General features: G+C 69.7%; 21 protein-coding genes. 15 read left to right on the top strand and 6 right to left on the bottom strand.

The window, feature by feature from the left end:
- Window positions 1-39 precede the first annotated feature (39 nt).
- The 7 genes from L8M95_RS01970 to L8M95_RS01940 all read left to right on the top strand — a co-directional run bounded on the left by L8M95_RS01970 (window position 40) and on the right by L8M95_RS01940 (window position 5,645).
- Window positions 40-354: a helix-turn-helix domain-containing protein gene (locus L8M95_RS01970; protein WP_260487670.1), complete on the top strand. Its 315-nt coding sequence runs from the start codon at window positions 40-42 to the stop codon at window positions 352-354.
- Between the two features lie 96 nt (window positions 355-450).
- Window positions 451-1,275 carry a PspA/IM30 family protein gene (locus L8M95_RS01965; RefSeq protein WP_260487669.1) on the top strand — a complete coding sequence of 275 codons (825 nt, stop codon included), beginning with the start codon at window positions 451-453 and terminating at the stop codon, window positions 1,273-1,275.
- A gap of 67 nt (window positions 1,276-1,342) precedes the next feature.
- Window positions 1,343-1,537 (top strand): DUF3046 domain-containing protein, encoded by a 195-nt coding sequence (locus tag L8M95_RS01960; protein ID WP_260487668.1) that lies wholly within the window; start codon window positions 1,343-1,345, stop codon window positions 1,535-1,537.
- Between the two features lie 226 nt (window positions 1,538-1,763).
- Entirely contained in the window at window positions 1,764-2,870 is a 1,107-nt protein-coding gene (gene recA, locus L8M95_RS01955) for a recombinase RecA (RefSeq protein ID WP_260487667.1), read from the top strand.
- Window positions 2,870-3,478 (top strand): regulatory protein RecX, encoded by a 609-nt coding sequence (locus tag L8M95_RS01950; RefSeq protein WP_260487666.1) that lies wholly within the window; start codon window positions 2,870-2,872, stop codon window positions 3,476-3,478. The genes recA and L8M95_RS01950 overlap by 1 nt, the downstream gene beginning before the upstream one ends.
- 26 nt (window positions 3,479-3,504) lie before the next feature.
- Window positions 3,505-5,076 (top strand): tRNA (N6-isopentenyl adenosine(37)-C2)-methylthiotransferase MiaB, encoded by a 1,572-nt coding sequence (gene miaB / locus L8M95_RS01945; protein WP_260489125.1) that lies wholly within the window; start codon window positions 3,505-3,507, stop codon window positions 5,074-5,076.
- Window positions 5,064-5,645: a hypothetical protein gene (locus L8M95_RS01940; protein WP_260487665.1), complete on the top strand. Its 582-nt coding sequence runs from the start codon at window positions 5,064-5,066 to the stop codon at window positions 5,643-5,645. The genes miaB and L8M95_RS01940 overlap by 13 nt, the downstream gene beginning before the upstream one ends.
- 101 nt (window positions 5,646-5,746) lie before the next feature.
- Here the strand turns inward: L8M95_RS01940 and L8M95_RS01935 are convergent, their stop codons facing one another.
- Window positions 5,747-7,135: a DUF349 domain-containing protein gene (locus tag L8M95_RS01935; RefSeq protein WP_260487664.1), complete on the bottom strand. Its 1,389-nt coding sequence runs from the start codon at window positions 7,133-7,135 to the stop codon at window positions 5,747-5,749.
- 198 nt (window positions 7,136-7,333) lie between these two features.
- On the opposite strand from L8M95_RS01935, the gene L8M95_RS01930 reads away from it, so the two are divergent.
- The 3 genes from L8M95_RS01930 to L8M95_RS01920 are packed head-to-tail and all read left to right on the top strand — an operon-like array spanning window position 7,334 to window position 9,767.
- Window positions 7,334-8,074, top strand: a complete 741-nt coding sequence (locus tag L8M95_RS01930; protein ID WP_260487663.1) for a hypothetical protein — start codon at window positions 7,334-7,336, stop codon at window positions 8,072-8,074.
- Window positions 8,071-9,024 carry a tRNA (adenosine(37)-N6)-dimethylallyltransferase MiaA gene (gene miaA, locus L8M95_RS01925; protein ID WP_260487662.1) on the top strand — a complete coding sequence of 318 codons (954 nt, stop codon included), beginning with the start codon at window positions 8,071-8,073 and terminating at the stop codon, window positions 9,022-9,024. Before L8M95_RS01930 ends, miaA begins: the two co-directional genes overlap by 4 nt.
- Window positions 9,021-9,767 (top strand): IclR family transcriptional regulator, encoded by a 747-nt coding sequence (locus L8M95_RS01920; protein WP_260487661.1) that lies wholly within the window; start codon window positions 9,021-9,023, stop codon window positions 9,765-9,767. Before miaA ends, L8M95_RS01920 begins: the two co-directional genes overlap by 4 nt.
- 176 nt (window positions 9,768-9,943) lie before the next feature.
- Here the strand turns inward: L8M95_RS01920 and L8M95_RS01915 are convergent, their stop codons facing one another.
- On the bottom strand, window positions 9,944-12,124 hold the full coding sequence (locus L8M95_RS01915; RefSeq protein ID WP_260487660.1) for a malate synthase G: 2,181 nt from the start codon (window positions 12,122-12,124) through the stop codon (window positions 9,944-9,946).
- Between the two features lie 119 nt (window positions 12,125-12,243).
- On the opposite strand from L8M95_RS01915, the gene dapF reads away from it, so the two are divergent.
- Window positions 12,244-13,134, top strand: a complete 891-nt coding sequence (dapF, locus tag L8M95_RS01910; RefSeq protein ID WP_260487659.1) for a diaminopimelate epimerase — start codon at window positions 12,244-12,246, stop codon at window positions 13,132-13,134.
- 53 nt (window positions 13,135-13,187) lie between these two features.
- The gene (gene hflX / locus L8M95_RS01905) at window positions 13,188-14,636 is read left to right on the top strand and encodes a GTPase HflX (RefSeq protein ID WP_260487658.1); all 1,449 of its coding nucleotides are present in this window, start codon (window positions 13,188-13,190) and stop codon (window positions 14,634-14,636) included.
- A gap of 41 nt (window positions 14,637-14,677) precedes the next feature.
- On the opposite strand, the gene lexA is transcribed toward hflX, so the two are convergent.
- The gene (gene lexA / locus L8M95_RS01900; protein ID WP_260487657.1) at window positions 14,678-15,346 is read right to left on the bottom strand and encodes a transcriptional repressor LexA; all 669 of its coding nucleotides are present in this window, start codon (window positions 15,344-15,346) and stop codon (window positions 14,678-14,680) included.
- Between the two features lie 495 nt (window positions 15,347-15,841).
- Between lexA and L8M95_RS01895 the strand changes: the two genes are divergently transcribed.
- Window positions 15,842-16,033, top strand: a complete 192-nt coding sequence (locus tag L8M95_RS01895) for a DUF3806 domain-containing protein (protein ID WP_260487656.1) — start codon at window positions 15,842-15,844, stop codon at window positions 16,031-16,033.
- 111 nt (window positions 16,034-16,144) lie between these two features.
- Window positions 16,145-16,600: a transcriptional regulator NrdR gene (nrdR, locus tag L8M95_RS01890; protein ID WP_260487655.1), complete on the top strand. Its 456-nt coding sequence runs from the start codon at window positions 16,145-16,147 to the stop codon at window positions 16,598-16,600.
- Between the two features lie 55 nt (window positions 16,601-16,655).
- Here the strand turns inward: nrdR and hrpA are convergent, their stop codons facing one another.
- Window positions 16,656-20,570: an ATP-dependent RNA helicase HrpA gene (gene hrpA / locus L8M95_RS01885; protein ID WP_260487654.1), complete on the bottom strand. Its 3,915-nt coding sequence runs from the start codon at window positions 20,568-20,570 to the stop codon at window positions 16,656-16,658.
- A 50-nt stretch (window positions 20,571-20,620) separates the two neighbouring features.
- Window positions 20,621-20,809, bottom strand: a complete 189-nt coding sequence (locus L8M95_RS01880; RefSeq protein ID WP_260489307.1) for a hypothetical protein — start codon at window positions 20,807-20,809, stop codon at window positions 20,621-20,623.
- Between the two features lie 49 nt (window positions 20,810-20,858).
- Between L8M95_RS01880 and L8M95_RS01875 the strand changes: the two genes are divergently transcribed.
- Window positions 20,859-21,557, top strand: coding sequence for a hypothetical protein (locus L8M95_RS01875; protein WP_260487653.1), 699 nt, complete (start codon window positions 20,859-20,861; stop codon window positions 21,555-21,557).
- On the opposite strand, the gene L8M95_RS01870 is transcribed toward L8M95_RS01875, so the two are convergent.
- The gene (locus tag L8M95_RS01870; protein WP_260489124.1) at window positions 21,544-22,203 is read right to left on the bottom strand and encodes a TrkA family potassium uptake protein; all 660 of its coding nucleotides are present in this window, start codon (window positions 22,201-22,203) and stop codon (window positions 21,544-21,546) included. The genes L8M95_RS01875 and L8M95_RS01870 overlap by 14 nt on opposite strands.
- Window positions 22,204-22,245 lie beyond the last annotated feature (42 nt).

Genomic DNA, 22,245 nt, shown 5'->3' with positions numbered 1-22,245 from the left:
ACGGGAACGAATCCGGCAGGTGGTGCGTTATACCCCGTGATGCCGAACATCCAGATGACCACCCTGCCCAGACCGGACCAGACCGGCGGTGCCCCTCTGCTACGCGAGACGCTAGGAACGGTCCTTCGTGGTCTGCGGGGGGAGTCCGGTCGGACATTGCGTGACGTGGCCGACGCCGCCCGTGTGAGTCCCGGTTACCTCTCGGAGATCGAGCGCGGCCGCAAGGAGGCCTCCAGCGAACTCCTCGCCTCCATCTCGGGCGCCCTCGACGTCTCGCTGGGGGAGATCCTCATCCGTGCGGCGCTCGAGGTGTCCCCTCCGGGCACTTTCACGGAGCCCGTGCTCGCGGCCTGACCCCGCACCCATCACGGTCGGTGGTCCCACACCGGCGTTGTTCGGTACCGTTGAACAGACCCGTCGTCCGAATCGGCAGAAGGACACTACGCAGCGATGGCCAATCCGTTTACCAAGGCATGGCGCTACCTCATGGCGTTGTTCGATTCGAAGATCGACGAGAATGCTGACCCCAAGGTCCAGATCCAGCAGGCGATCGCCGATGCGCAGCGCCAGCACCAGCAGCTCTCGCAGCAGGCCGCCGCGGTCATCGGGAACCAGCGGCAGCTGGAGATGAAGCTCAACCGGCAGCTCGCGGACATCGAGAAGCTGCAGGGCTCCACCCGCCAGGCCCTCCAGATGTCGGAGCAGGCACGCCAGAACGGCGACTCGGTGAAGGCGACGGAGTACGAGAACGCAGCGGAGGCCTTCGCCGCGCAGCTCGTCACCGCCGAGCAGAGCGTCGAGGACCTCAAGGGGCTGCACGACCAGTCCCTCCAGGCCGCGGCCCAGGCGAAGAAGGCCGTCGAGCAGAACGCGATGGTCCTGCAGCAGCGGGTGGCCGAGCGCACCAAGCTGCTCAGCCAGCTGGAGCAGGCCAAGATGCAGGAGCAGGTGAGCGCCTCCCTGCAGTCGATGTCGGAGCTCTCCTCGGGCGGCAACACCCCAAACCTCGACCAGGTCCGCGACAAGATCGAGCGGCGCTACGCCAACGCGTTGGGTTCCGCGGAACTCGCGCAGAACTCCGTGCAGGGTCGGATGCTCGAGGTCGAACAGGCCTCCACCCAGATGGCCGGCCACAGCCGTCTGGAGCAGATCCGCGCGTCGATGACCGAGGGCGGCCAGCTCGGCTCCGGCACCGGCGCCGCCGGCCAGCTCGGCCAGGGGCAGTCCCAGCCGGCCGCGTCGCCGCAGCAGCAGGCGCAGACCGAACAGCAGTGATCTCGCGGCAACGGGCCGTCGGCGACCACGCCGGCGGCCCGTCGTCGTCCGCAGGGGAGGGCGGAACGTGACTCAGACCGAGTTCCGGGCGCGCACGGCGGAGGCCTTCGGAGCACTCCGCGCCGACAGCCTCATCAGGTCGCACCATCTCGCGGAGTGCGGCGGGAGGACCGCGGACGAGGCGATCGACGCCGGACTGCCCGTCAAGCGCGTCTGGTTGGCGCTGTGCGCCGAGTTCGACGTGCCCGAACAGCTGCGCTAGCGGATGACGCACGGCGTGTCTGTCGACCTCGAACACCCGTTCGGCTACACTGGGGGACACGTGATGACGGGACGACCCGTCCACAGGGCGCCCTCCCTCCACAGGAGAGCGGTCGCCGGTTTCGCGCGAGACGTTCGTGTCGTACCCGGCCCGTAACGTCCGCAACTGAATCACCACCCAGACCGATCGGCCGGACGCCGGGGGTCGCGCAGGAACGGAGAGCACCATGGCACCCAAGACCACCGCGAAGTCGGGGACCAAGACGGGCGTGGCCCAGAATCGCGAGCAGGCCCTGGAACTGGCCCTCGCGCAGATCGACAAGGCGTACGGCAAGGGCTCCGTCATGCGGCTGGGCGACGACACCCGGCCGCCGGTCCAGGTGATCCCGACCGGTGCACTGTCCCTGGACGTGGCGCTGGGCGTGGGCGGTTTCCCCCGCGGCCGCGTCGTCGAGATCTACGGACCCGAGTCCTCGGGTAAGACCACGGTCGCGCTGCACGCCGTGGCCAACGCCCAGGCCGCCGGGGGAATCGCGGCGTTCATCGACGCCGAACACGCGCTGGATCCGGAGTACGCCCGCAAACTGGGCGTGGACACGGACAACCTCATCGTCTCCCAGCCGGACACCGGCGAGCAGGCGCTGGAGATCGCCGACATGCTGGTGCGCTCCGGGTCGATCGACATCCTGGTCATCGACTCCGTGGCGGCGCTGGTGCCGCGGGCGGAGATCGAGGGCGAGATGGGTGACAGCCACGTCGGCCTGCAGGCGCGACTCATGAGTCAGGCCCTGCGGAAGATGACCGGTGCGCTGCACAACACCGGCACCACCGCCATCTTCATCAACCAGCTACGCGAGAAGATCGGCGTCATGTTCGGCTCGCCGGAGACCACCACCGGTGGTAAGGCGCTGAAGTTCTATGCGTCGGTGCGGCTGGACGTGCGTCGGATCGAGACGCTCAAGGACGGTGCCGACGCGGTCGGTAACCGCACCAAGTGCAAGGTCGTCAAGAACAAGGTCGCACCGCCGTTCAAGATCGCGGAGTTCGACATCCTCTACGGCGAGGGGATCAGCCGCGAGGGGTCGCTCATCGACATGGGCGTGGACAACGGCTTCATCAAGAAGTCGGGTTCCTGGTTCACCTACGGACAGGACCAGCTCGGCCAGGGCAAGGAGAACGCCCGTCGTTACCTGAAGGACAACCCGTCGGTGCGAGACGAGATCGAGCGCAAGATCCTCGACAAGCTCAAGATCGGCGCGGGCGCGGAGATCGCCGAGATCGAGGCGGAGTCCGACGAGGACGCGCCGATCGACGTGGTGCCCGTCGAATTCTGATGCCTGAACGGGACACCCGCGCCGGACGCCCCGGCGGAGCGCTGGGAGCGGAGGAGCTCCGCACGGCGATCGCCGCGGTGGAGGCCCGGCCTTCCAGTTCCTCGGACCTGCCCCCGCTGGCGCCCGAGGCACACGAGGCTGCCTCCTCCGCTCTGAGATTGCTCCGACACCGGCCACGCAGCGAGCACGAGCTCCGTGGGCGGTTGCTCGAGAAGGAGCACTCCGCGGATGCGGTCGACGAGGCACTCGACCGGGTCAGGGCGTGGGGTCTGCTCAACGACGCTGACTTCGCGGAGGAATGGGTCCGGGGTCGCAGGAAACGCCGCGGCCGCTCTCGGGGCGCACTCGAACGCGAGCTGCGGGACAAGGGCGTGGCGGAGTCGCACATCGCCCGGGCGGTCGGCGGAATCGACGAGTCCGATGACCGCCGGCAGGCTGCTGAACTGGTTCGCGGTCGGTTGGATCGCCGGCCCGCCGAGGCCTTATCCGGCCCCGATGTACAGGGGGAGCGACGGAGGCTCATCGCCTTCCTCGCTCGTCGGGGTTATCCGACGGGGTTGGCGATGAAAGTCGTGGACGCCGAATTGGCGGCCCACGCGTCGCCCTGAGTACCCTGGCCTGCGTGGATACTCTCGTGACCGACCTGCAGACGGCGGCGCAGGACGCACACGTCAAGGGCGTTGACCGCCGGACGTACCAGGTGCGTACCTTCGGCTGCCAGATGAACGTCCATGACTCCGAGCGGCTCTCCGGGGTGCTCGACGCCGCGGGGTACATCCCCTTCGTGGGCGAGGCCGACCCGGCCGAGGGCCACCTCCCCGACCTCGTGGTGTTCAACACCTGCGCGGTCCGCGAGAACGCCGACAACCGGCTCTACGGCACTCTCGGTCACCTTCGCCCGTGGAAGGACGCCAACCCCCGTCTGCAGATCGCGGTCGGCGGCTGCCTCGCCCAGAAGGACAAGGACGTCGTCGTCTCCCGCGCGCCGTGGGTCGACGTGGTGTTCGGTACGCACAACCTCGGCCACCTCCCGACCCTCCTCGACCGGTCGCGCCACAACGAGCGGGCCGAGGTGGAGATCGCCGACTCCCTGCAGCACTTCCCCTCGACCCTGCCCGCCACCCGCGAGTCCGCCTACGCGGGCTGGGTCTCGGTGTCCGTGGGATGCAACAACACCTGCACCTTCTGCATCGTTCCCTCCCTGCGCGGCAAGGAGGTCGACCGGCGGCCCGGAGAGGTCCTGGCCGAGATTCAGGCGCTCGCCGACGAGGGTGTTCTCGAGGTCACGCTGCTCGGCCAGAACGTCAACGCCTACGGCCGGTCGTTCCACGATCCCGACGAGCCCTCGGACAAGGGGGCGTTCGCCAAACTGCTCCGTGCGGCCGGTCGTGTCGAGGGGATCGAACGCATCCGCTTCACGTCGCCGCACCCGGCGGAGTTCACCGACGACGTGATCGAGGCCATGGCCGCCACGCCCACCGTGTGTCCCCAGCTGCACATGCCCCTGCAGTCCGGTTCCGACCGCGTGCTCCGGGCCATGCGCAGGTCCTACAGGTCCGAGCGCTTCCTCGGGATCATCGACCGCGTCCGCGCGGCCATGCCGCACGCCGCCATCACCACCGACATCATCGTCGGGTTCCCCGGTGAGACCGAAGAGGACTTCCAGGCCACCCTCGATGTGGTCGAGAAGGCCCGTTTCTCCAGCGCGTTCACCTTCCAGTACTCGCCCCGTCCGGGAACCCCCGCGGCCACCATGGCGGAGCAGATCCCCAAGGCGGTGGTCCAGGAACGCTACGAACGCCTGATCCTCCTCCAGGAGCGGATCACCCTGGAGGAGAACCAGAAGCAGGTCGGGCAGATCGTCGAGCTACTCGTCACCGCCGACGAAGGGCGTAAGGACGCGGCGACCGCCCGGATGACGGGCCGAGCCCGCGACGGGCGGCTGGTGCACTTCGCGCCGGTCGGCGAGCATGCCGAGCGGGTGCGGCCGGGGGACATCGTGACGACCCGGATCACCGCGGCGGCCCCGCACCACCTGCTCGCGGACGACGGGGTGCTCACCTACCGGGCCACCCGTGCCGGAGATCGTCACGAAGCCGGTCGCAAGCCCGAGACCCCGCCCATCGGGGTCGGGCTCGGACTGCCCACTCTGCGGCGCGACACCGTCGTCGCCTCCGTCACCACCGAGAAGGGATGCCCCACGTGAGCACCGACGACCGACCCGATCCGATCGCGGGGATCATGGAAGTCACCCGGAACGCGGAATCGGCGATGCGCGAGCGGGACAGGGTTCTCGGGCGCACCCTCGTGATCGGGCGTGCCTACCTGGCCTCCGCCGTCCTCATCGTCCTGCTGGCCGTCGCTCTCGCCCTCCCGCACAGCGCGGGAGTACGTGGGCTCGACGTCCTGTTCTTCACCGACGTCGCGAGCGAGCAGCAAACGACGCTGCCGTCCCACCTGTTCGTGCTCCTGTACTCGGTCGGGACCATCGCGTTCGGCGCCGCGATGATCATGACCCAGAAGTGGTGGGCCGCCGGGATCGCCTGGGGCGCGACGTGTGTCGCCGCCGTCTACGGCGTACTGGCGATCTGGCTTCGCCAGTCCGGCCGGGGACCCAACCCCGACGTGCAGGACTTCGGAGCCCCCGGGATCGGCCTCTACATCAGCGAGCTCATCGTGTTCGCACTGGCGATCACCCTTGCGAGCGTGTTGTGGGCACGGACCCCCGAGCAGCTCGCGCTCGAGGACGACGCCCGGCACGGGGACCGGGGCTGACCGAACCCCGAACCCCATAGTCCGCCCGGACGAGGAAGAGCCCGACCCGTCGATCCGGGTCGGGCTCTTCTGATCCGGGGGCGCTCCCCGTCAACCAGGAGTCAGCGGGTGTCAACCGCCCTCTCGGCGGCCTCCGCCCACTCCCTCCACTGCGAGGCCTGGGCGCGGGCACCCTCGGCTTCGTTGCTCCTGCCTGCAGCCTCCGCCTTCGCGGCCTGCTCCTCGAAGTCGCGCACCCGGTCCCAGAACTGGCCGGCGCGTGCCTTCGCTTCCGGATCGGTACGACGCCACTCGGTGTCCGCGGCGTCCGCGACCCGCTTCTCCAGAGCCCGGATACGACCCTCGAGCTGACCCATCCGCTCCCTGGGAACCTTGCCGATCTCCTCCCACCGGGACTGCAACGACCGCAGAGCGGACCGTGCGGCACCCAGGTCCGCCGCAGGGTCGATCCTGCCCTCGTACTCGGCGAGCAGCGCCTCCTTGGCCTGGGCGTTGGACTCGAACTCGGCGTCCCGTTCCGCTGACGCCGCGTGGCGGGCGTCGAAGAACGTGTCCTGGGCGGCCTTGAACCGCTTCCACAGCGCATCATCGGCGTCACGGGGAGCCCTGCCGGCCGCCTTCCACTCGTCCATGAGACGACGGAACGCCGTTGCCGTGTCGTTCCACTCGGTGGATGCCGAGAGCGCCTCGGCCCGCTCCACGAGCTCCTCCTTGACCCGCTTGACCGAGGCCCGGGTGCGGTCCAGTTCGGCGAAGTGCGAGCCACGGCGCCGGTTGAACGCCTCCCGAGCCTTGGAGAAGCGCTTCCACAGGGCGTCGTCGGTCTTGCGGTCGATACCCCGGATCGTCTTCCACTCCTCGAGGATCTCGCGGAGTCGATCGCCGGCGGACTTCCACTGCGTCGACGACGCGCCGATCTCCTCGGCCTCCGCCGCCAGGGCCTCCTTGCGCGCGATCGCCGCCGCCCGCTGCTCGTCCTTGCGCTGCCTGGCCGCGGCCTCGACCTCGCCGGAACGCTCGATCACCGCTGCCACCCGTGCCGCGAGTGAGTCCAGATCCCCCACTGCTGCGGCGGCGGGGATCTGCGCTGCGAGCGTCTCCGCCGAGGCGCGGGTCTTGCGGGCGTCCTGCGGGTGGGAATCGAGGCGGGTCTCCAGCAGGGCGACCTCGGCCGCGAGGTCGTCGAACCGGAGCCCGAAGTGCGCCAGCCCCTCTTCCGGGGCACCGGCCTGCCACGACCCGACCTGGCGCTCGCCGTCAGCCGTCCGGACGAACACCGCCCCCGACTCGTCGACGCGACCCCACTTGGACGGATCCGAACCGCGCTCGACCCGGGGCGCGACGGCGGGGGTCGGCCGCGGAGCCACCTTGCGGGCCAGTGCGGCGGGGGAGGGCGCTCCCGGCCTCGGACCGGGGTTCGGGGTCGCGCCGTCCGAACTCGATCCGCCCGGACCTGATCCGCTCTGGGCGGCGGGTGACTGCTCGGTCATGTCGTCCTCGTTTCCTTCTGCCGCGTGTCACGGCACCGTCACCGGGTTCGCACCGGTCATCGCCTCGCCGACCCGCGTCGCGGAGACGGCATCCTCCTAGTGTGTACCAACCGCCGCCCGGGTGTCCGCCGTATCCCCGCCGTGTCCCCGTACGGGTCTGTTCCCCGGCGTCGGAGGCGGTCAGTAGGGTTTCGGGATGTGAGCCCCTCAGTCGTCCTGGTCCCCGGAGCCCCGGTCCTCGTGCCGGAGCTGTCCGGATCGGCGGTCGCGGACACCGGCGGCGGGGTGGACACGATCTGTGAGGTGCTCCGGCGGGCCCGGATCGGCGCGGCACGGGTCGTCGTACTGGGGTCCGACCCCGGGGGCCGAGGCCTCGGCGACATGCGTTCCACTCTCGCGAGGTGGGGGGTCGACGTCCCGGTGGGTCGGCCCGATGCCCCGCCGGCACCGCACGGGGCGGTCCCCGACGCGGCACTGATCGGTTGGTGGCTGCTCGACCGTGCGGGAACCGACCTTCCGAGGTCCTTCAGGGGCATCCCCGTGAGTCCGCGGTCCGCCCCCACTCCGGAGCCGGACGACCTCGTCGTCGTCGTCGCGGACGGCCCCGCCTCCCTCACACCGCGCGCCCCCGTCCCCGAGGACCCGCGCGGTGTCTCACTGGACGGCCACCTCGGCCGGTGGCTGCGTACCGGGGGTGTGCTTCCCGACCCGGGCGCGCGCGTGGCGGACGAGGTCGGGTGGTGGAGTCGGCCCGCGTGGCTCGCACTGGCCTCTCTGGTCGCGGGCCGCCCTGCTCGGGAGTCGCTGTCCTGGGCGCCGTTCGGGGTGGGGTATCACTGCGCGTGGTGGCCCCCGGAATCCCCCACGGACCTTGCAGTGGAGGGCGCCGTCCGCGACCCCCACGCCCGCGATGCGATCGTGCCCGGGGAGCCGTCATGACGGGGACCGCTCCCGTCGCCGTGGTGGGGCCGACCGGGACCGGGAAGTCGGACCTGGCCCTCGGACTGGCCGAACGACTCGGCGGGGAGGTGGTCAACTGCGATGCCATGCAGCAGTACCGCGGAATGGACATCGGTACCGCCAAGCTCACGCCGGAACAGCGGCGGGGGATCCCTCACCACCGACTCGACGTCCTGGACGTGACCCAGACCGCCAGCGTGGCCGACTTCCGCACAGCGGCCGAGCGGGAGATCGACGAGATCCGCGAGCGCGGCCATGTGCCCATCCTGTGCGGCGGATCGATGATGTACGTCCAGGCCCTCGTGGACGGATGGATGATCCCGGACACCGACCCTCAGGTGCGGGCCCACTACGAGCGTCGACTCGAGCAGATCGGGGTGGAGGCGCTGCACGCCGAGCTCGCGGCGGTGGACCCCGAGGCCGCCCGGACCATCCTGCCCAGCGATCCCAGGCGTACCGTTCGCGCCCTCGAGGTCGTCGAACTCACCGGGAAGCCCTTCTCGGCCTCCCGGCCGACGATCGGGGAGCCCCGGTGGGGCACCCGTCTGCTGGGGGTGCGATGCGACCTGGCCGAACTCGATGAACGGTTGGCCACACGAGCGGCGACGATGTTCGCGACCGGCCTCGTCGACGAGGTCCGTCGACTCGTGGGCGTCGGGTTGCTCGAGGGCGTCACGGCGCGGCGGGCGATCGGGTACGCACAGGTGCTCGATGAGATGGACGCGCACCAGCGGATCGACGACGAGGGCACGGGACGCGCCGAGGAGCGGACCGTGATCGGTACCCGTCGCTACGTCCGGCGGCAGCGGTCGTGGTTCGGCCGTGACCACCGGATCCGGTGGATCGACACCGACACCCGTGGCCGCGCCGACGACGCGCCCGACCCGCTCGAGGTCGCGCTCCGGATTCTGGGGGCGGACCGGCGGTGAGTTCTCCTCGTGGCGGGCGCTCGCGGGTCCAGTCCGTCGACCGTGCCTTCGATCTGCTCGACGCGCTGAGCAGCCGAGGCGGCCGGGCGAGTCTCGGAGACCTCGTCGCCGACACCGGGCTGGCGGCCGCCACCGTCCACCGTCTGTGCGGCACTCTCGCCGAGAGCGGACATCTCCGGCGTGACGCCGGCCGTGACTACCTGCTGGGTCCGCGACTGCAGCGGATCGGTGACGTCGCCGGGCGCGCGACCGCCTCCTGGGCCGTGCCGGTTCTCACCGCCGTGGTCGAGGGCACCGGCGAGACCGCCAATCTCGCTGTCCGGGAGGGAGACGGGGTGGTCTACCTGGCCCAGGTGCCCTCGCCGCACTCGATGCGGATGTTCACCGAGGTGGGCCGACGGGTGGACGTGCACTGCACCGCGGTGGGTAAGGCTCTGGTCGCGGGGGACGACGACGACGAGGTCCGCAGCATGCTCGACCGGGCCGGCATGCGCCGCTTCACCGACTCGACGATCGTCGATCCGGACAGTCTGATCGACGAACTGCGGTTGGTCCGCCGGGTCGGGTTCGCCACCGACGAGTCCGAGCAGGAGGAGGGTGTCCGGTGCGTGGCCATCGCGGTCGGCACCGGTGACGCCGCCTTCGCGGTGTCGGCATCCGGGCCCGAGGCCAGGTTCACCCGCGACCGTAGGGATGCCGCCGTGGCGATCCTCCGCGCGGCGGTGGCCGGTCTCGTCCCCTGACACCGCGGCGTCGGGAGCCCGTCGATCCCGGCAGCGCGGACCCTGGCCGGAATGACGGAATCCGCTGCCCTCCGTCCCGATCCGCTCCCCGGTGAGGGGCGGGTATCGGGCGGGGCAGCGGATTCCGGTGCGCGGGCGCCGGTCACCGTGCGCCGTGTCCAACCGTGCGCCGTGTCCTACCGGGCGTTGGCCGCCTTGAACTCGCGACGACGGCGGTGGAGGATCGGCTCGGTGTAGCCCGACGGCTGCGTGGTGCCCTCGAGGATCAGCTCCCGGGCGGCCTGCCACGCGATCGACGAATCGAAGTCCGGTGCCATGTTCCGGTACGCCTCGTCACCGGCGTTCTGCTTGTCGACGATCTCTGCCATCCGGCGCAGCGAATCCTCGACATCGTCGGCGGTGATGATGCCGTGGCGGATCCAGTTGGCCAGCATCTGCGACGAGATCCGCAGGGTGGCGCGATCCTCCATGAGGTTGACGTCGTGGATGTCCGGCACCTTCGACACACCGATTCCCTGCTCGACCCACCGGACGACGTAACCCAGGATGGTCTGGCAGGAGTTGTCGACCTCCTCTTTTTTCTCGGCATCCGACCACTCGGTGTTCGGGGCGAGCGGCACGGAGAGGATGTCGTCGACACTCGCGCGGGCGCCACCGGCGAGCAGCTCCTCCTGCCGGGTCATGACGTTGACCCGGTGGTAGTGCGTGGCGTGCAGGGTGGCTCCGGTCGGGGAGGGGACCCATGCGGTGTTCGCACCGGCCTCGGGCTGTCCGATCTTCTCCGCGAGCATCTCCGCCATGAGGTCGGTCTTGGCCCACATACCCTTGCCGATCTGGGCCCGGCCACGCAGACCGCACGCGAGTCCGGTGTCGACGTTGAAGTCCTCGTAGGCCGTCATCCACCGGGCGGACTTCATCTCGCCCTTGCGGATCATCGGCCCGGCCTCCATGGAGGTGTGGATCTCGTCGCCCGTCCGGTCGAGGAAACCGGTGTTGATGAACACCACCCGCTCGGTCGCCTCGGCGATGCAGGCCGCGAGGTTGACCGAGGTACGACGCTCCTCGTCCATGATGCCCACCTTGAGGGTGTTCTCGGGCAGGCCGAGGAGCTTCTCGACACGGCCGAACAGCTCGGTCGTGAAGGCGACCTCCTCCGGCCCGTGCTGCTTGGGCTTGACGATGTAGATCGAACCGTGACGGCTGTTCCCCCGCTCGTTGCCCTCGGCGATGCCGTGCATACCCGCGAGCGAGGTGATCAGCGCGTCCAGGATGCCCTCCGGCATCTCGTTGCCCTCGGCGTCGAGAACAGCCGGGTTGGTCATCAGGTGGCCGACGTTCCGCACGAAGAGCATCGAACGGCCGTGCAGACGGACCTCGCCCGAGCCGTCGGGCACGGTGAAGACCCGGTCGTCGTTGAGGACGCGGGTGAAGGTCTTGTCGCCCTTGGTGATCTCCTCGGACAGGTCACCCTTCATGAGGCCCAGCCAGTTGCTGTAGCCCTGGGTCTTGTCCTCGGCGTCGACGGCGGCGACGGAGTCCTCGAAGTCCATGATGGTGGAGACGGCGGATTCGAGGACGACGTCCTTGACGCCGGCGGCGTCGGTCGAGCCGATCGGGGAGTCCGGGTCGATCTGGATCTCGATGTGCAGTCCGTTGTTGCGGAGCAGGACCGACGACGGGCTCGAGGCCTCGCCGAGGAAGCCCACGAACTTCTCCGGGTCCGCCAACCGGGTGGTCGAGCCGTCGGCGACGGTCACCTGCAGGCCGCCGTCGACGACGGCGTAACCGGTGCTCCCGACGTGACTGCCGGCCTCCAGCGGCGCGGCGTCGTCCAGGAACTCACGCGCCCAGGCGATGACCTTGTCCCCGCGGACCTTGTTGTAGGAGGAACCCTGCTCCGCGCCGTCCGACTCCGGGATCGCATCGGTCCCGTAGAGGGCGTCGTAGAGCGATCCCCACCGGGCGTTGCCGGCGTTGATCGCGAACCGGGCGTTCATGATCGGCACGACGAGCTGCGGACCGGCGACCGTCGCGATCTCCGCGTCGACGTTCTCCGTAGTGACGGAGACCGACTCCGGCTCCGGAACCAGGTACCCGATCTCCTGCAGGAAGGCCTTGTAGGCGCTCGGGTCGATCGGCGCCGGGTTCTCGTGGTGCCAGGCGTTGATCCTGGACTGCAACTCCTCGCGGGTGGCGAGCAGCTCGCGGTTGCGCGGGGCCAGCTCGGTGAAGATCTCTGAGGCACCCGCCCAGAACGCGTCGGGGTCGACCCCGGTCCCCGGAATGGCCTTGGTGTTGACGAAGTCGTAGAGGACCTCGTCGACCTGGATACCGCCGACGGTGATGCGTTCGGACATCGATGCTCTCCTAGAGGTAGGGGACCGTTCTCCTGTCCGACTCTAGTGGGCGCCCCGTCCGGGTTCATCCGGCCTTTCCGCACTGCGGAACGATTACCGGAGCCGAGTACGATTTCGCCATGACTTCGACTCGCCCGGCTTCGCAGCCCGACGGTATCGCCTTCCTCAAGGGCCACGGGACCCTCAACGATTTCGTCATCCTCCCGGACGACGACGCCGACCTCGAACTGGATGAGGCCCTCGTGCGTGCGCTGTGCGACCGGCGCGGTGGTATCGGCGCGGACGGCGTGCTCAGGATCGCCACCGCCGGCGCCCTCGTCGACCGGGGGGTGCTGGCTTCCCTGCCCGACGGTGTCGACCGGGCGGACTGGTTCATGGACTACCGCAACGCGGACGGCTCGATCGCGGAGATGTGCGGGAACGGGGTCCGGGTCTTCGCCCACGCGCTCGTCGGGACCGGACGGGCGGAGGCGGGTTCGATCCCCGTGGGCACGCGGGCCGGCGCTCGCCCAGCCGAGGTCATCTCCTACTCGGGCGATGATGCCGTGGTGCGGGTGGACATGGGGGAGCCGCGACTGCTCGGGCTGTCCTCGGCGGAGATCGCGGGCCGCACCTTCGCGGGACTGGCCGTCGACATGGGCAATCCGCATCTGGCCTGCGTGGTCCCGGGTCTGGGAGCGGCGGACCTCGCCGCGTTGCGGGTGGAGCAGAGCCCGGTGTTCGACAGGGACTTCTTCCCCGACGGGGTCAACGTGGAGATCGCCACCCCGATGGTGGACGGCCGGGTCTCGATGCGTGTCCATGAGCGCGGTGCCGGGGAGACCATGTCCTGCGGCACCGGGATCGTGGCGACCGCGGTGGCCGCACTGGCCGACGCGGGGGAGGCGTCGGGAGACGTCGTCGTCGCGGTCCCGGGCGGCGAACTCGCGGTCGCTCTACGAGAGGGTGGATCCTCCCTCATCGGACCGTCGGCCCTCGTCGCCCACGGCCGATATCGTCGTAGGCATTAGCACACCGCTCCACACAGGACACCAGGGGCCCGGGTGTGAGAAGATGAACGCGAATGACTACTGATTACACGGCCGCTGATCGGCCGACACGCGACCTCGATCCATCCATCGGTGAGTTCCAGCTCGAGGAGAGATCCTCGATGCGCCGGGTGGCGGGGCTGTCCACCGAACTCCAGGACGTCAACGACGCCGAGTACCGCCAGCTCAGACTCGAACGGGTCGTGCTCGTGGGTGTCTGGACGGAGGGCTCCGCCGCCCAGGCCGACGCCGCGATGGCCGAACTCGCCCAGCTGGCCGAGACCGCGGGATCAGAGGTGTGCGATGCGCTCATCCAGCGACGCGACAAGCCCGACGCCGCGACGTACATCGGGTCGGGCAAGGTCAGTGTCCTCAAGGACGTGATCGCCGCGACCGGCGCCGACACCGTCATCTGCGACGGTGAACTCACCCCGGGACAGTTGCTCGCGCTGGAGAAGGCGGTCAACGTCAAGGTCATCGACCGCACCGCCCTGATCCTCGACATCTTCGCGCAGCACGCCACCAGCCGCGAGGGCAAGGCCCAGGTGACTCTCGCCCAGATGGAGTACATGCTTCCCCGCCTCCGCGGCTGGGGCGAGTCGTTGTCCCGTCAGGCCGGCGGGCGTGCCGGCAGCAACGGCGGCGTGGGTCTCCGAGGTCCGGGTGAGACCAAGATCGAGACCGACCGGCGTCGGATCCGCGAACGGATGGCACGTCTGCGGCGCGACATCAAGGGGATGAAACAGGCCCGCGACACCAAACGGCACCGTCGCCGTGCCACGCCCGTGCCCTCGATAGCGATCGCCGGATACACCAACGCCGGAAAGTCCAGTCTTCTCAATCGGATAACCGGTGCCGGGGTACTGGTCCAGAACGCCTTGTTCGCCACGCTCGACCCGACCACCCGGAAGGCCGAGCTGCCTGACGGCCGCGCGGTCGTCTTCACCGACACCGTGGGGTTCGTTCGTCATCTTCCGACCCAGTTGGTCGAGGCCTTCCGTTCCACACTGGAGGAGGTCGTCGACTCCGAACTTCTCCTCCATGTGGTGGACGGCTCGGATGCCTTTCCGCTCCGCCAGATCGAGGCGGTGCGCAAGGTGATCAACGAGGTGGTGGAGGAGCAGAACGCCGAGCGACCTCGTGAGCTGCTGGTGATCAACAAGGTGGACGCCGCGGATCCCGTCGTACTCACCGAGTTGCACCACGCGCTACCCGACGCCGTGTTCGTCTCGGCCGTCACCGGTCAGGGCGTCGACGAGCTGCTCGAGCGGATCACCCAGATCGTCGCTTCCGGGGACACCGAGGTCACCCTGGAGATCCCGTACTCCCGTGGGGACGTGGTGTCACGGGTCCACGCCGAGGGCGCGGTGGTCGAGGAGGAGCACACCGAAAACGGAACCCGGGTCATCGTCCGACTGCCCGCCTCAGTGGCGGGTGAACTCGACGAGTTCGCCGCCGACGGCTCACACGACGGCGCCGCCTGACCCCCACCGGGGACGGGCGGCGCGCCGTTCGAGTCCGGAGTTCAGAGCTTCCGGAACACCGTCACCACCTTGCCGAGGATCGTCGCGTGCTCTCCCGGGATGGGACTGAACGACGGATTGTGAGGTAGCAGCCAGACTCCGCTCGCGTCGTTGCGGAAGGTCTTGACCGTCGCCTCCCCGTCGATCATCGCCGCGACGATCTCACCGTTGTCCGCGACGTTCTGCCGCCGGACCACCACGAAGTCGCCGTCGCAGATCGCCGCGTCGATCATCGATTCCCCGACGACCTTGAGCATGAACAGGTCGCCGGATCCCACGAGGTCCGCGGGCAGCGGGAAGATCTCCTCGACGGCCTGTTCGGCGAGGATCGGACCGCCGGCGGCGATCCGGCCGAGCACGGGGACGTAGACGGGCTCGGAGGCGCCGCCGGGCCGCTGGGGCTCGGGCGTCGGCGAACGACGCCCGCGCGACTTCTGCCCGGGAACCCCGTGCACGTCCACCGCGCGCGGCTTGTGCGGGTCCCGGGTCAGGAAACCCTTCTTCTCGAGAGTCCGCAACTGATGAGCCACCGACGAGGTGGACTGCAACCCGACCGCGTCGCCGATCTCCCGGATGCTCGGCGGATAGCCGCGCTCCTTGACGGTGTCGTGGATGTGGAGGAGAACGCTCTTCTGTCGGTCCGTCAGCGACTCGAAGTCGGGCTTCGGCATCTCGTGTGGTCCCTTCGGCGAATGGATGTTCGACGTCTGTATCTGTGTACACCCTATCGCCCATGCGAACGTCGCGCCACACAGGTGTTCGAAATAATCGGGCCCGGAATGGTGACTGTGTCGGAGTCGCGTGATACAACTCTAGGAGAGTTCGGATTCGAACAGATGTACTGACACATACATACGGGTGTGCGAACACCACTCGCACACCGTATCGAGTAGGGAGTCACCATGACCGTTACGGAGTTGCAGTCACACGCACGTCCGACCGTGCGGTGGAGCGAGGTCTGCCCCGGCGACCATCGCGGGCGGTCCGCGGGCGTCGATCGTCCCGGCACCCCACAGAGTTCCCCGGGTAAGGGCAGCGCACAGCCCGGTCGCGTCCACCGTCGCCCCGCGGTTCGACCGGAGGGCAGCCGTCCCGCGGCGGCGTCGGCACGTGTCGACACCGTCGTCCGGCCGAGGGTGCCCGGCCGCCCCCTCGGCGTCACGTCTGTGGCACCGGGTCGCCGCGTGCTCGTCCGCCCGGCGTCGGCCGAGGGCGTGCGCGCCTGCCATATCGAGGCTCCTGTGGCCAGCGGCGTCGTCGACGACGTTCCTACGTGGGCGCTCCTGGCCTGCGGGATCGCGTTCGGAGTGATCCTGCTCTTCGCCGTGGCGTATCTCGGCGGGCCCGCCTACGCATGACCGGTCGTCGGGCCTCCTAGAATGAGTCGGGGACGGTGTACTGCCATCCCCGCATCCCGTCAGGCACGAGCCGGGACGCGTGAAGTCCGGTCGACGAAGGGCCCCACGGGAATGTACTGCCCGACATGCCACCACGAGGACTCCCGCGTGATCGATTCACGATCGGTCGACGAGGGGCAGGCGATCCGGCGTCGCCGGGAATGTCCGAGGTGCGGCCACCGGTTCACGACTCTCGAGACGCCGCTTCTGACTGTTCTCAAACGCAACGGGGTCACGGAGGCGTTCAGCCGGGACAAGGTGGTGCGCGGAGTCCGGCGTGCGTGCCAGGGACGAGCGGTCGACGAGGACGCCCTGCGCCGCCTCGCCCAACAGGTCGAGGACGCCGTCCGCGCCGGTGGCGTGTCCGAAGTCCCCGCCCATCAGATCGGTCTTGCCATCCTGGGCCCGCTACAGGACCTGGACGAGGTCGCCTACCTCCGCTTCGCCTCGGTGTACAAGCAGTTCAGTTCCGCCGATGACTTCGAACGCGAGATCATCGCCCTCCGGGAACGCCGGACGAGTCGCTAGACGCGCGCCATAGGCGGGTGATCGGCCGACGGCCGGCTCCAGGGGACGGCCTGCCTCAGCGGGACGACCGGGGGGCCAGCGCCGCTGCCACTGCCTTCTCGATGCGCTCCGCCGACACCGATCTGGCGGTCCCGAGCGTCTGCGCGAACAGCCCCACGCGGTATTCGGCCAGCATCCAGCGCAGGTCGCGAACGGCCCGGGCCCCACCCGGGCGCTTTCGCAACGCGGCGCACGCCTCGTCGACCCTCGCCTCGGACCGGGACAGCCTCACCGTGAGTTCCCGGTGGCGGGACGGAGACTTCTCCGCCAGCTCCAGGCGGAGCCCCACAGCCCTCACGTGTCGTTCCAGATGCGGGAGTGCGTCGGCCGGGTGTCGGGCGAGGAAACCCCGGCCGATGAGGAAGTCGAGAGACGGCCGGACGGCATCGGCGATGTCCGCCGGTGCCGCGGCCAGCGAGCCCCACACCGACTGGGCCGCCACGAGAGCGGGCACCGCCGTCGAGATCGCGGACGCCACGGCGCCGGGCACCTCCGCTCTCGCGGTGGCCTGCAGCTCGTCGAAATCAGCGACGGTGAGGACCGGAGCGCCCTTTCTCCGGGCGATGATCCGGCCGCACGCCGCGAGTGAGGCATCCGAGACGAGCCCCTCGATCCCGCCGTGCGGGTACTGCGAGAGAGCGAGCCGCTGCTGTACCGGGCGCCCACGCAGGATCGACGACGCCGACACGAGACCAGACGAGATCAGCGTCAGCACCGCGGCCGCCTGGGTCGATCGGCGCTCGTCCTCGGTGGCACACGCCACCACGTGGATGCCGTCCGCGCCGACACGCAGTGCTGGATAGACCGTGACCTCGACCCCGTCCACCGAGCCGGTCACCGCCGGCGGGAGATCGCCGATGGTGCCGGCGGTCCACTCCCGGTACGGACCCTTGTCCGGGACCAGGCGGGCGTTGAGAGTCGCACGAACCCTGTCCACCAAGCGGGTCCTCAACTGCGCTAGATCCGTCCCGGAGGCCACGACCTCGTCACCGTCGACCACCTCGAAGCGCATCCGGAGGTGGCCCGGTAGCTGGGTCGGGTCGAAGTCACGGGGATCGACTGTCGAACCTATCCGGGCCGAGAGCGCCCGGGCGAGCGCCACGGGAAGCGGGGCGGAGCGGGGCGAGACGTCGCCGGCGAGCAGCGACGCGAACTCCGCCGGCGGTGAGCACTGACGGCGGAGGTACTTGGGGAGTGTGCGGAGCATCTCGGTGTAGAGCTCCTCCCGCAGCCCCGGAACCAACCACTCGAAACCGGCGGCCGTGACCGAGGACAGCTGGGGCAGGGGGATACGGACCGTGATGCCGTCCGACGTCACGCCCGGGTCGAAGGCGTAGCGCAGTTCGAAACTCCGGTCGCCCTGGCGCCAGAGCGGCGGGAAATCCGCCGCGTCGGGCGCAGCCTCGGAGGTACGTATGTCCTCGGGCGTGAGGCGAAGGACGTCAGGGTCGCGGTGGCCTCGTTTCTTCCACCACGATTCGAGATGACGGCCGGACGTGACGTCTTCCGGCAGTCGCTCGAGGTAGAAGGCCACGAGGGCCTCGTCATCGATCACCAGGTCACGGCGACGGCTCCGTGTCTCCAGTTCACGGGCCTGTTCCACGGCGCGGGCGTTCTCCCGGATGACCGGGACGCGGGTGTCCAGGCGTCCCTCGACGATTCCGTGGCGGACGAGCATCTCCCGGGCGAGCGGCGCGTCGACGCGCGACAGCAGTATCCTCCGCGCCTCCACCACCGTCAGGCCCAACAGGAGGACCTTCTCGTAGGCCATCGCCGCACCCTGCGCGTCCGACCAGTGCGGTTCGGAGTACTGGGTACGGGTGAGGTGGCCCCCGAGCTGCTCGATCCAACCGGGATCGATCCGGGCGACGTCGCGGGCCCACAGCCGGGAGGTCTCGACCAGTTCCGAGGCCATCACCCAGCGGGGTGGCTTCCTGGACAGGTCCGACCCGGGGAACACCTGGAACCGGATACCACGTGTCCCGCGGAACTCCCGGGTCTCCTCGTCGCGCATACCGACATTGGTCAACAGACCGGTGAGGACCGCCTTGTGGAGATCGTCCTCCGCCGCATGCCCGGACGCGGGATGCCATCCGCGTTCGCGGCACATGCTCCGCAGCTGCGAGTTGAGGTCCTGCCATTCCCGGATGCGCAGCCAGTGCAGGTACTCGGCCTTGCACATCTTGCGGAAAGCGCTGCCGGAGAGCTCGCGACGCTGCTCGGTGATGTACCGCCACAGGTTGAGGTAGCCGAGAAAATCGGAGGTCTTGTCCGCGAACCGACGGTGCAGCAGGTCGGCTTTGTCGCGCTCCTCGGCGGGCCGCTCGCGGACGTCCTGAACGGTCAGAGCCGCGACGACCACCAACACGTCGGAGAGCGAACCGTTGCGATGGCCCTCGACCACCATCCGGGCGAGTCGGGGATCGAGGGGGAGTGCCGCCATGTCGCGGCCCACCTCGGTCAGATGCGGACGCTCGTCCTCGTCGACCGTCAACGCCCCGAGCTCGGAGAGCAGGGTCATCCCGTCGCGGACCGCCTTGCGGTCCGGCGGCTCCACGAACGGGAAGTCGTCCACAGGTCCCAGGTCCAGATCCGCCATGGACAGGATCACCGACGCGAGATTCGTCCGGAGGATCTCCGGATCGGTGAACTCGGGCCGGGAGTCGAAGTCCTCCTCTGAGTAGAGGCGGATGCAGATCCCGTCGGCGACGCGGCCGCAGCGACCGGCGCGCTGGGCTGCGGAGGCCTGCGACACCGGTTCGATGGGAAGGCGTTGGACCTTGGTCCGGGTCGAGTAGCGGGAGATCCTCGCCAGACCGGTGTCGACGACGTAGCGGATGCCGGGAACGGTCACGGACGTCTCGGCGATGTTGGTCGAGAGCACCACCCGTCGGGTCGAATGGGCACGGAACGCGCGCTGCTGCTCGGCGGCCGTGAGGCGGGCGAACAGCGGGAAGATCTCCGTATTGCGGAACTTCCGCCCCCGCAGCACCTCCTCGGCGTCGCGGATCTCGCGCTCGCCGGAGAGGAACACGAGCACGTCGCCGTCATCCTCGCGCAGGAGTTCGGCGACGGCGTCGGCGAGCGCATCGAGCGGATCCACGTCGACGAGACGGCCCGCGTGTTCGACCTCGAGGGGCCTGTACCGGATCTCCACCGGATAGGTGCGTCCCGAGACCTCGATGACGGGCGCGGGGCGTCCCTCGGCGTCCGCGAAGTGGCGGGCGAAACGCTCCGGGTCGATCGTGGCGGAGGTGATGACGAGTTTCAGATCCGGGCGACGGGGCAGGATCTGCCGGAGGTAACCCAACAGGAAGTCGATGTTGAGACTGCGCTCGTGGGCCTCGTCGATGATGATCGTGTCGTACGCACGCAGCAGCCGGTCGCGCCGGATCTCGGCGAGCAGGACACCGTCGGTCATGAGCTTGACCGCGGTCTCCGGGCTGGTGCGGTCGTCGAAGCGGACAGCGGAACCGACCGGCCCGCCGATCTCCACACCGAGCTCGTCCGCGATGCGCTCGGCCACCGAGCGGGCGGCCAACCGTCGCGGCTGGGTGTGCCCGATCATGCCCCTGACCCCGCGACCGAGCTCGAGGCAGATCTTGGGGATCTGGGTGGTCTTACCCGACCCGGTCTCGCCGGCGATCACCACCACCTGGTTGTCCCGGATCGCCTCGGCGATCTCGTCCTTGCGGGAGCTGACCGGCAGCTGCTCGGGATAGCGGGGCGTGGGGATGGACCCGGATCGACGCCGGACGAGCTCGGCGGCCACGTCGATCCGCCGGCCGAGCTCCTCGAGTTGGTCGACGCGGGCACGCCGGATCCGGGGCCGGAGCCGGTGCGCATCGAGGATGCCGACGTCGTCGAGTCGGGCCTGCAGCTCGTGGCGGGCCCGACGGAGGTCGGGGGAAGGCGGGGAGGACGACGGCATGGTGCCGCCAGGATATCCAGTCCCCCTCCGGTCTCCGACGCGCGCGGGGTCTACCCGTCCGCGCCGTGCCTGCGGGCCTGGATCCTGGCATAACGCTCGTGCAGGCGCTCCCGCACCTCATCGGGCTCGTACGACCGTCGACGCCGCTCCGACCGGGTCGCCAGGATCCCCGTGGCGGCCACCCCCGCCACTCCCGCCGCGCCGATCACCTTGAGCCACTGCCGTCCCCTGGGAGCCATGCCGCCGAGACTAGGCGGAACGGGCGGTCCGTCCTGGCAGGATCGCGGTATGACCGTCGACACCGTCCCTCTAGCCGCCGCCGCACACCGCACCCGCACCGGGGATCTGTGGGTGTTCCGGGGGCGTACCCCGGCGGACCGGTTGATCCAGACACTCACCAATGCGCCGGTCAATCACGTGGGCGTCGCGGTGGTGCTGGACGACATGCCGCCGTTGCTGTGGCACGCGGAGATGGGGCGGGCATTGCCGGACGTGTGGACCGGTCGGCGCCAACGCGGGGTGCAGCTCCACGACCTCGAGGCCGCCGTGCGGCAGTGGGCCGGCCCGTACGGGCAACGGGCGTGGTTCCGCCAGATCGCCCCGGAGATCGGCCGAGAAGGTGAGGACGCGCTCCTGGAGACCATCGCCCGGTTGAACGGCGTGTCGTTCCCGTCTGCGGGACGCCTCACCGCGAGGTGGGCTCGGGGGCGGTGGGCTGCTCGCGGTAAGCGGTCGGCCGGTAGCCCGCGCGTGACCGCTACCGGATCCGCGACCGGGACCGGGGCGGGGGCGGGGGCGGCACTGCGCATGGAGGCGGCGTACTGCGCGGAGGTCGTGGGTGTCACCCTCGAGGCGATGGGCGTGCTCCTCCCGGCGGGGGACCCGAGCTGGTATGACCCCGGTCGGTTCTGGAGCGGGGACGACCTCCCGCTGGCCCCCGGGTGGGATTACGGCCGGGAGATCGCCGTGACGGTCACCCGCCCCTGACCACCTCGCTGATCTCCGCCTCGACCTCCTCCGGAGCCACCACCAGCAGCTCGTCACCGGGCTCGAAGGGGACGTCTGGCTCGGGGACGATCACCCGCCCGCCCCGCAGGATGGCGACGAGGGCGGCATCGCGGGGAAGTCGCACGCGCGACACCGACCGCCCCGCCAGCGGGGTCTGATCCGGCAGCGTCACGCTCACCAGGTTCGCGCCACCGCGGCGCAGGGTCATCAGGCGCACCACGTCCCCGACGGAGACCGCCTCCTCGACGACCGAGACGATCAGGCGCGGCGTCGACACGGCCACATCGACCCCCCAACGCTCGTCGAAGAGCCATTCGTTGCGCGGATCGTTGACGCGGGCGACCACCCGGGACACGGCGAACTCCGTCTTGGCCAGCAGGCTCACGACCAGGTTGGCCTTGTCGTCGCCGGTCGCGGCCACGACGACGTCCGCGTCCTGCAGGTGCAACCGTTCGAGGACGCTGAGCTCGCAGGCGTCGCCGACCTGCTGGTCGGCCCCGTCGACGGGATCGGCCGAGAACACGATCGATCGCCTGTCGATCAGGGTGACCTCGTGACCACTCGTCACGAGCTCCCGCGCGATCGACCGCCCCACGACACCGGCTCCGGCGACCACCACCCTCATGGTCGCGGAGTACACGGTCCTGGCAGGTGCACCGGCGAGCAG

It is taken from the genome of Dietzia sp. B32, from assembly GCF_024732245.1.
Lineage (GTDB): Bacteria > Actinomycetota > Actinomycetes > Mycobacteriales > Mycobacteriaceae > Dietzia.
The sequence above is the reverse complement of the archived record's forward strand: the minus strand, read 5'-3'. Positions and strand labels throughout refer to the sequence as shown.

Bases quoted from the DNA above. Each gene is read 5' to 3' on its own strand.
- L8M95_RS01965 (WP_260487669.1), top strand. From the start codon at position 451: ATGGCCAATCCGTTTACCAAGGCATGGCGCTACCTCATGGCGTTGTTC.
- recA (WP_260487667.1), top strand. From the start codon at position 1,764: ATGGCACCCAAGACCACCGCGAAGTCGGGGACCAAGACGGGCGTGGCC.
- L8M95_RS01935 (WP_260487664.1), bottom strand. From the start codon at position 7,135: ATGACCGAGCAGTCACCCGCCGCCCAGAGCGGATCAGGTCCGGGCGGA.
- hflX (WP_260487658.1), top strand. From the start codon at position 13,188: ATGACTACTGATTACACGGCCGCTGATCGGCCGACACGCGACCTCGAT.
- nrdR (WP_260487655.1), top strand. From the start codon at position 16,145: ATGTACTGCCCGACATGCCACCACGAGGACTCCCGCGTGATCGATTCA.
- L8M95_RS01875 (WP_260487653.1), top strand. From the start codon at position 20,859: ATGACCGTCGACACCGTCCCTCTAGCCGCCGCCGCACACCGCACCCGC.
- L8M95_RS01880 (WP_260489307.1), bottom strand. From the start codon at position 20,809: ATGGCTCCCAGGGGACGGCAGTGGCTCAAGGTGATCGGCGCGGCGGGA.
- L8M95_RS01870 (WP_260489124.1), bottom strand. From the start codon at position 22,203: ATGAGGGTGGTGGTCGCCGGAGCCGGTGTCGTGGGGCGGTCGATCGCG.
- L8M95_RS01950 (WP_260487666.1), top strand. From the start codon at position 2,870: ATGCCTGAACGGGACACCCGCGCCGGACGCCCCGGCGGAGCGCTGGGA.
- dapF (WP_260487659.1), top strand. From the start codon at position 12,244: ATGACTTCGACTCGCCCGGCTTCGCAGCCCGACGGTATCGCCTTCCTC.
- miaA (WP_260487662.1), top strand. From the start codon at position 8,071: ATGACGGGGACCGCTCCCGTCGCCGTGGTGGGGCCGACCGGGACCGGG.
- L8M95_RS01940 (WP_260487665.1), top strand. From the start codon at position 5,064: ATGCCCCACGTGAGCACCGACGACCGACCCGATCCGATCGCGGGGATC.
- lexA (WP_260487657.1), bottom strand. From the start codon at position 15,346: ATGCCGAAGCCCGACTTCGAGTCGCTGACGGACCGACAGAAGAGCGTT.
- L8M95_RS01915 (WP_260487660.1), bottom strand. From the start codon at position 12,124: ATGTCCGAACGCATCACCGTCGGCGGTATCCAGGTCGACGAGGTCCTC.
- L8M95_RS01970 (WP_260487670.1), top strand. From the start codon at position 40: ATGCCGAACATCCAGATGACCACCCTGCCCAGACCGGACCAGACCGGC.
- hrpA (WP_260487654.1), bottom strand. From the start codon at position 20,570: ATGCCGTCGTCCTCCCCGCCTTCCCCCGACCTCCGTCGGGCCCGCCAC.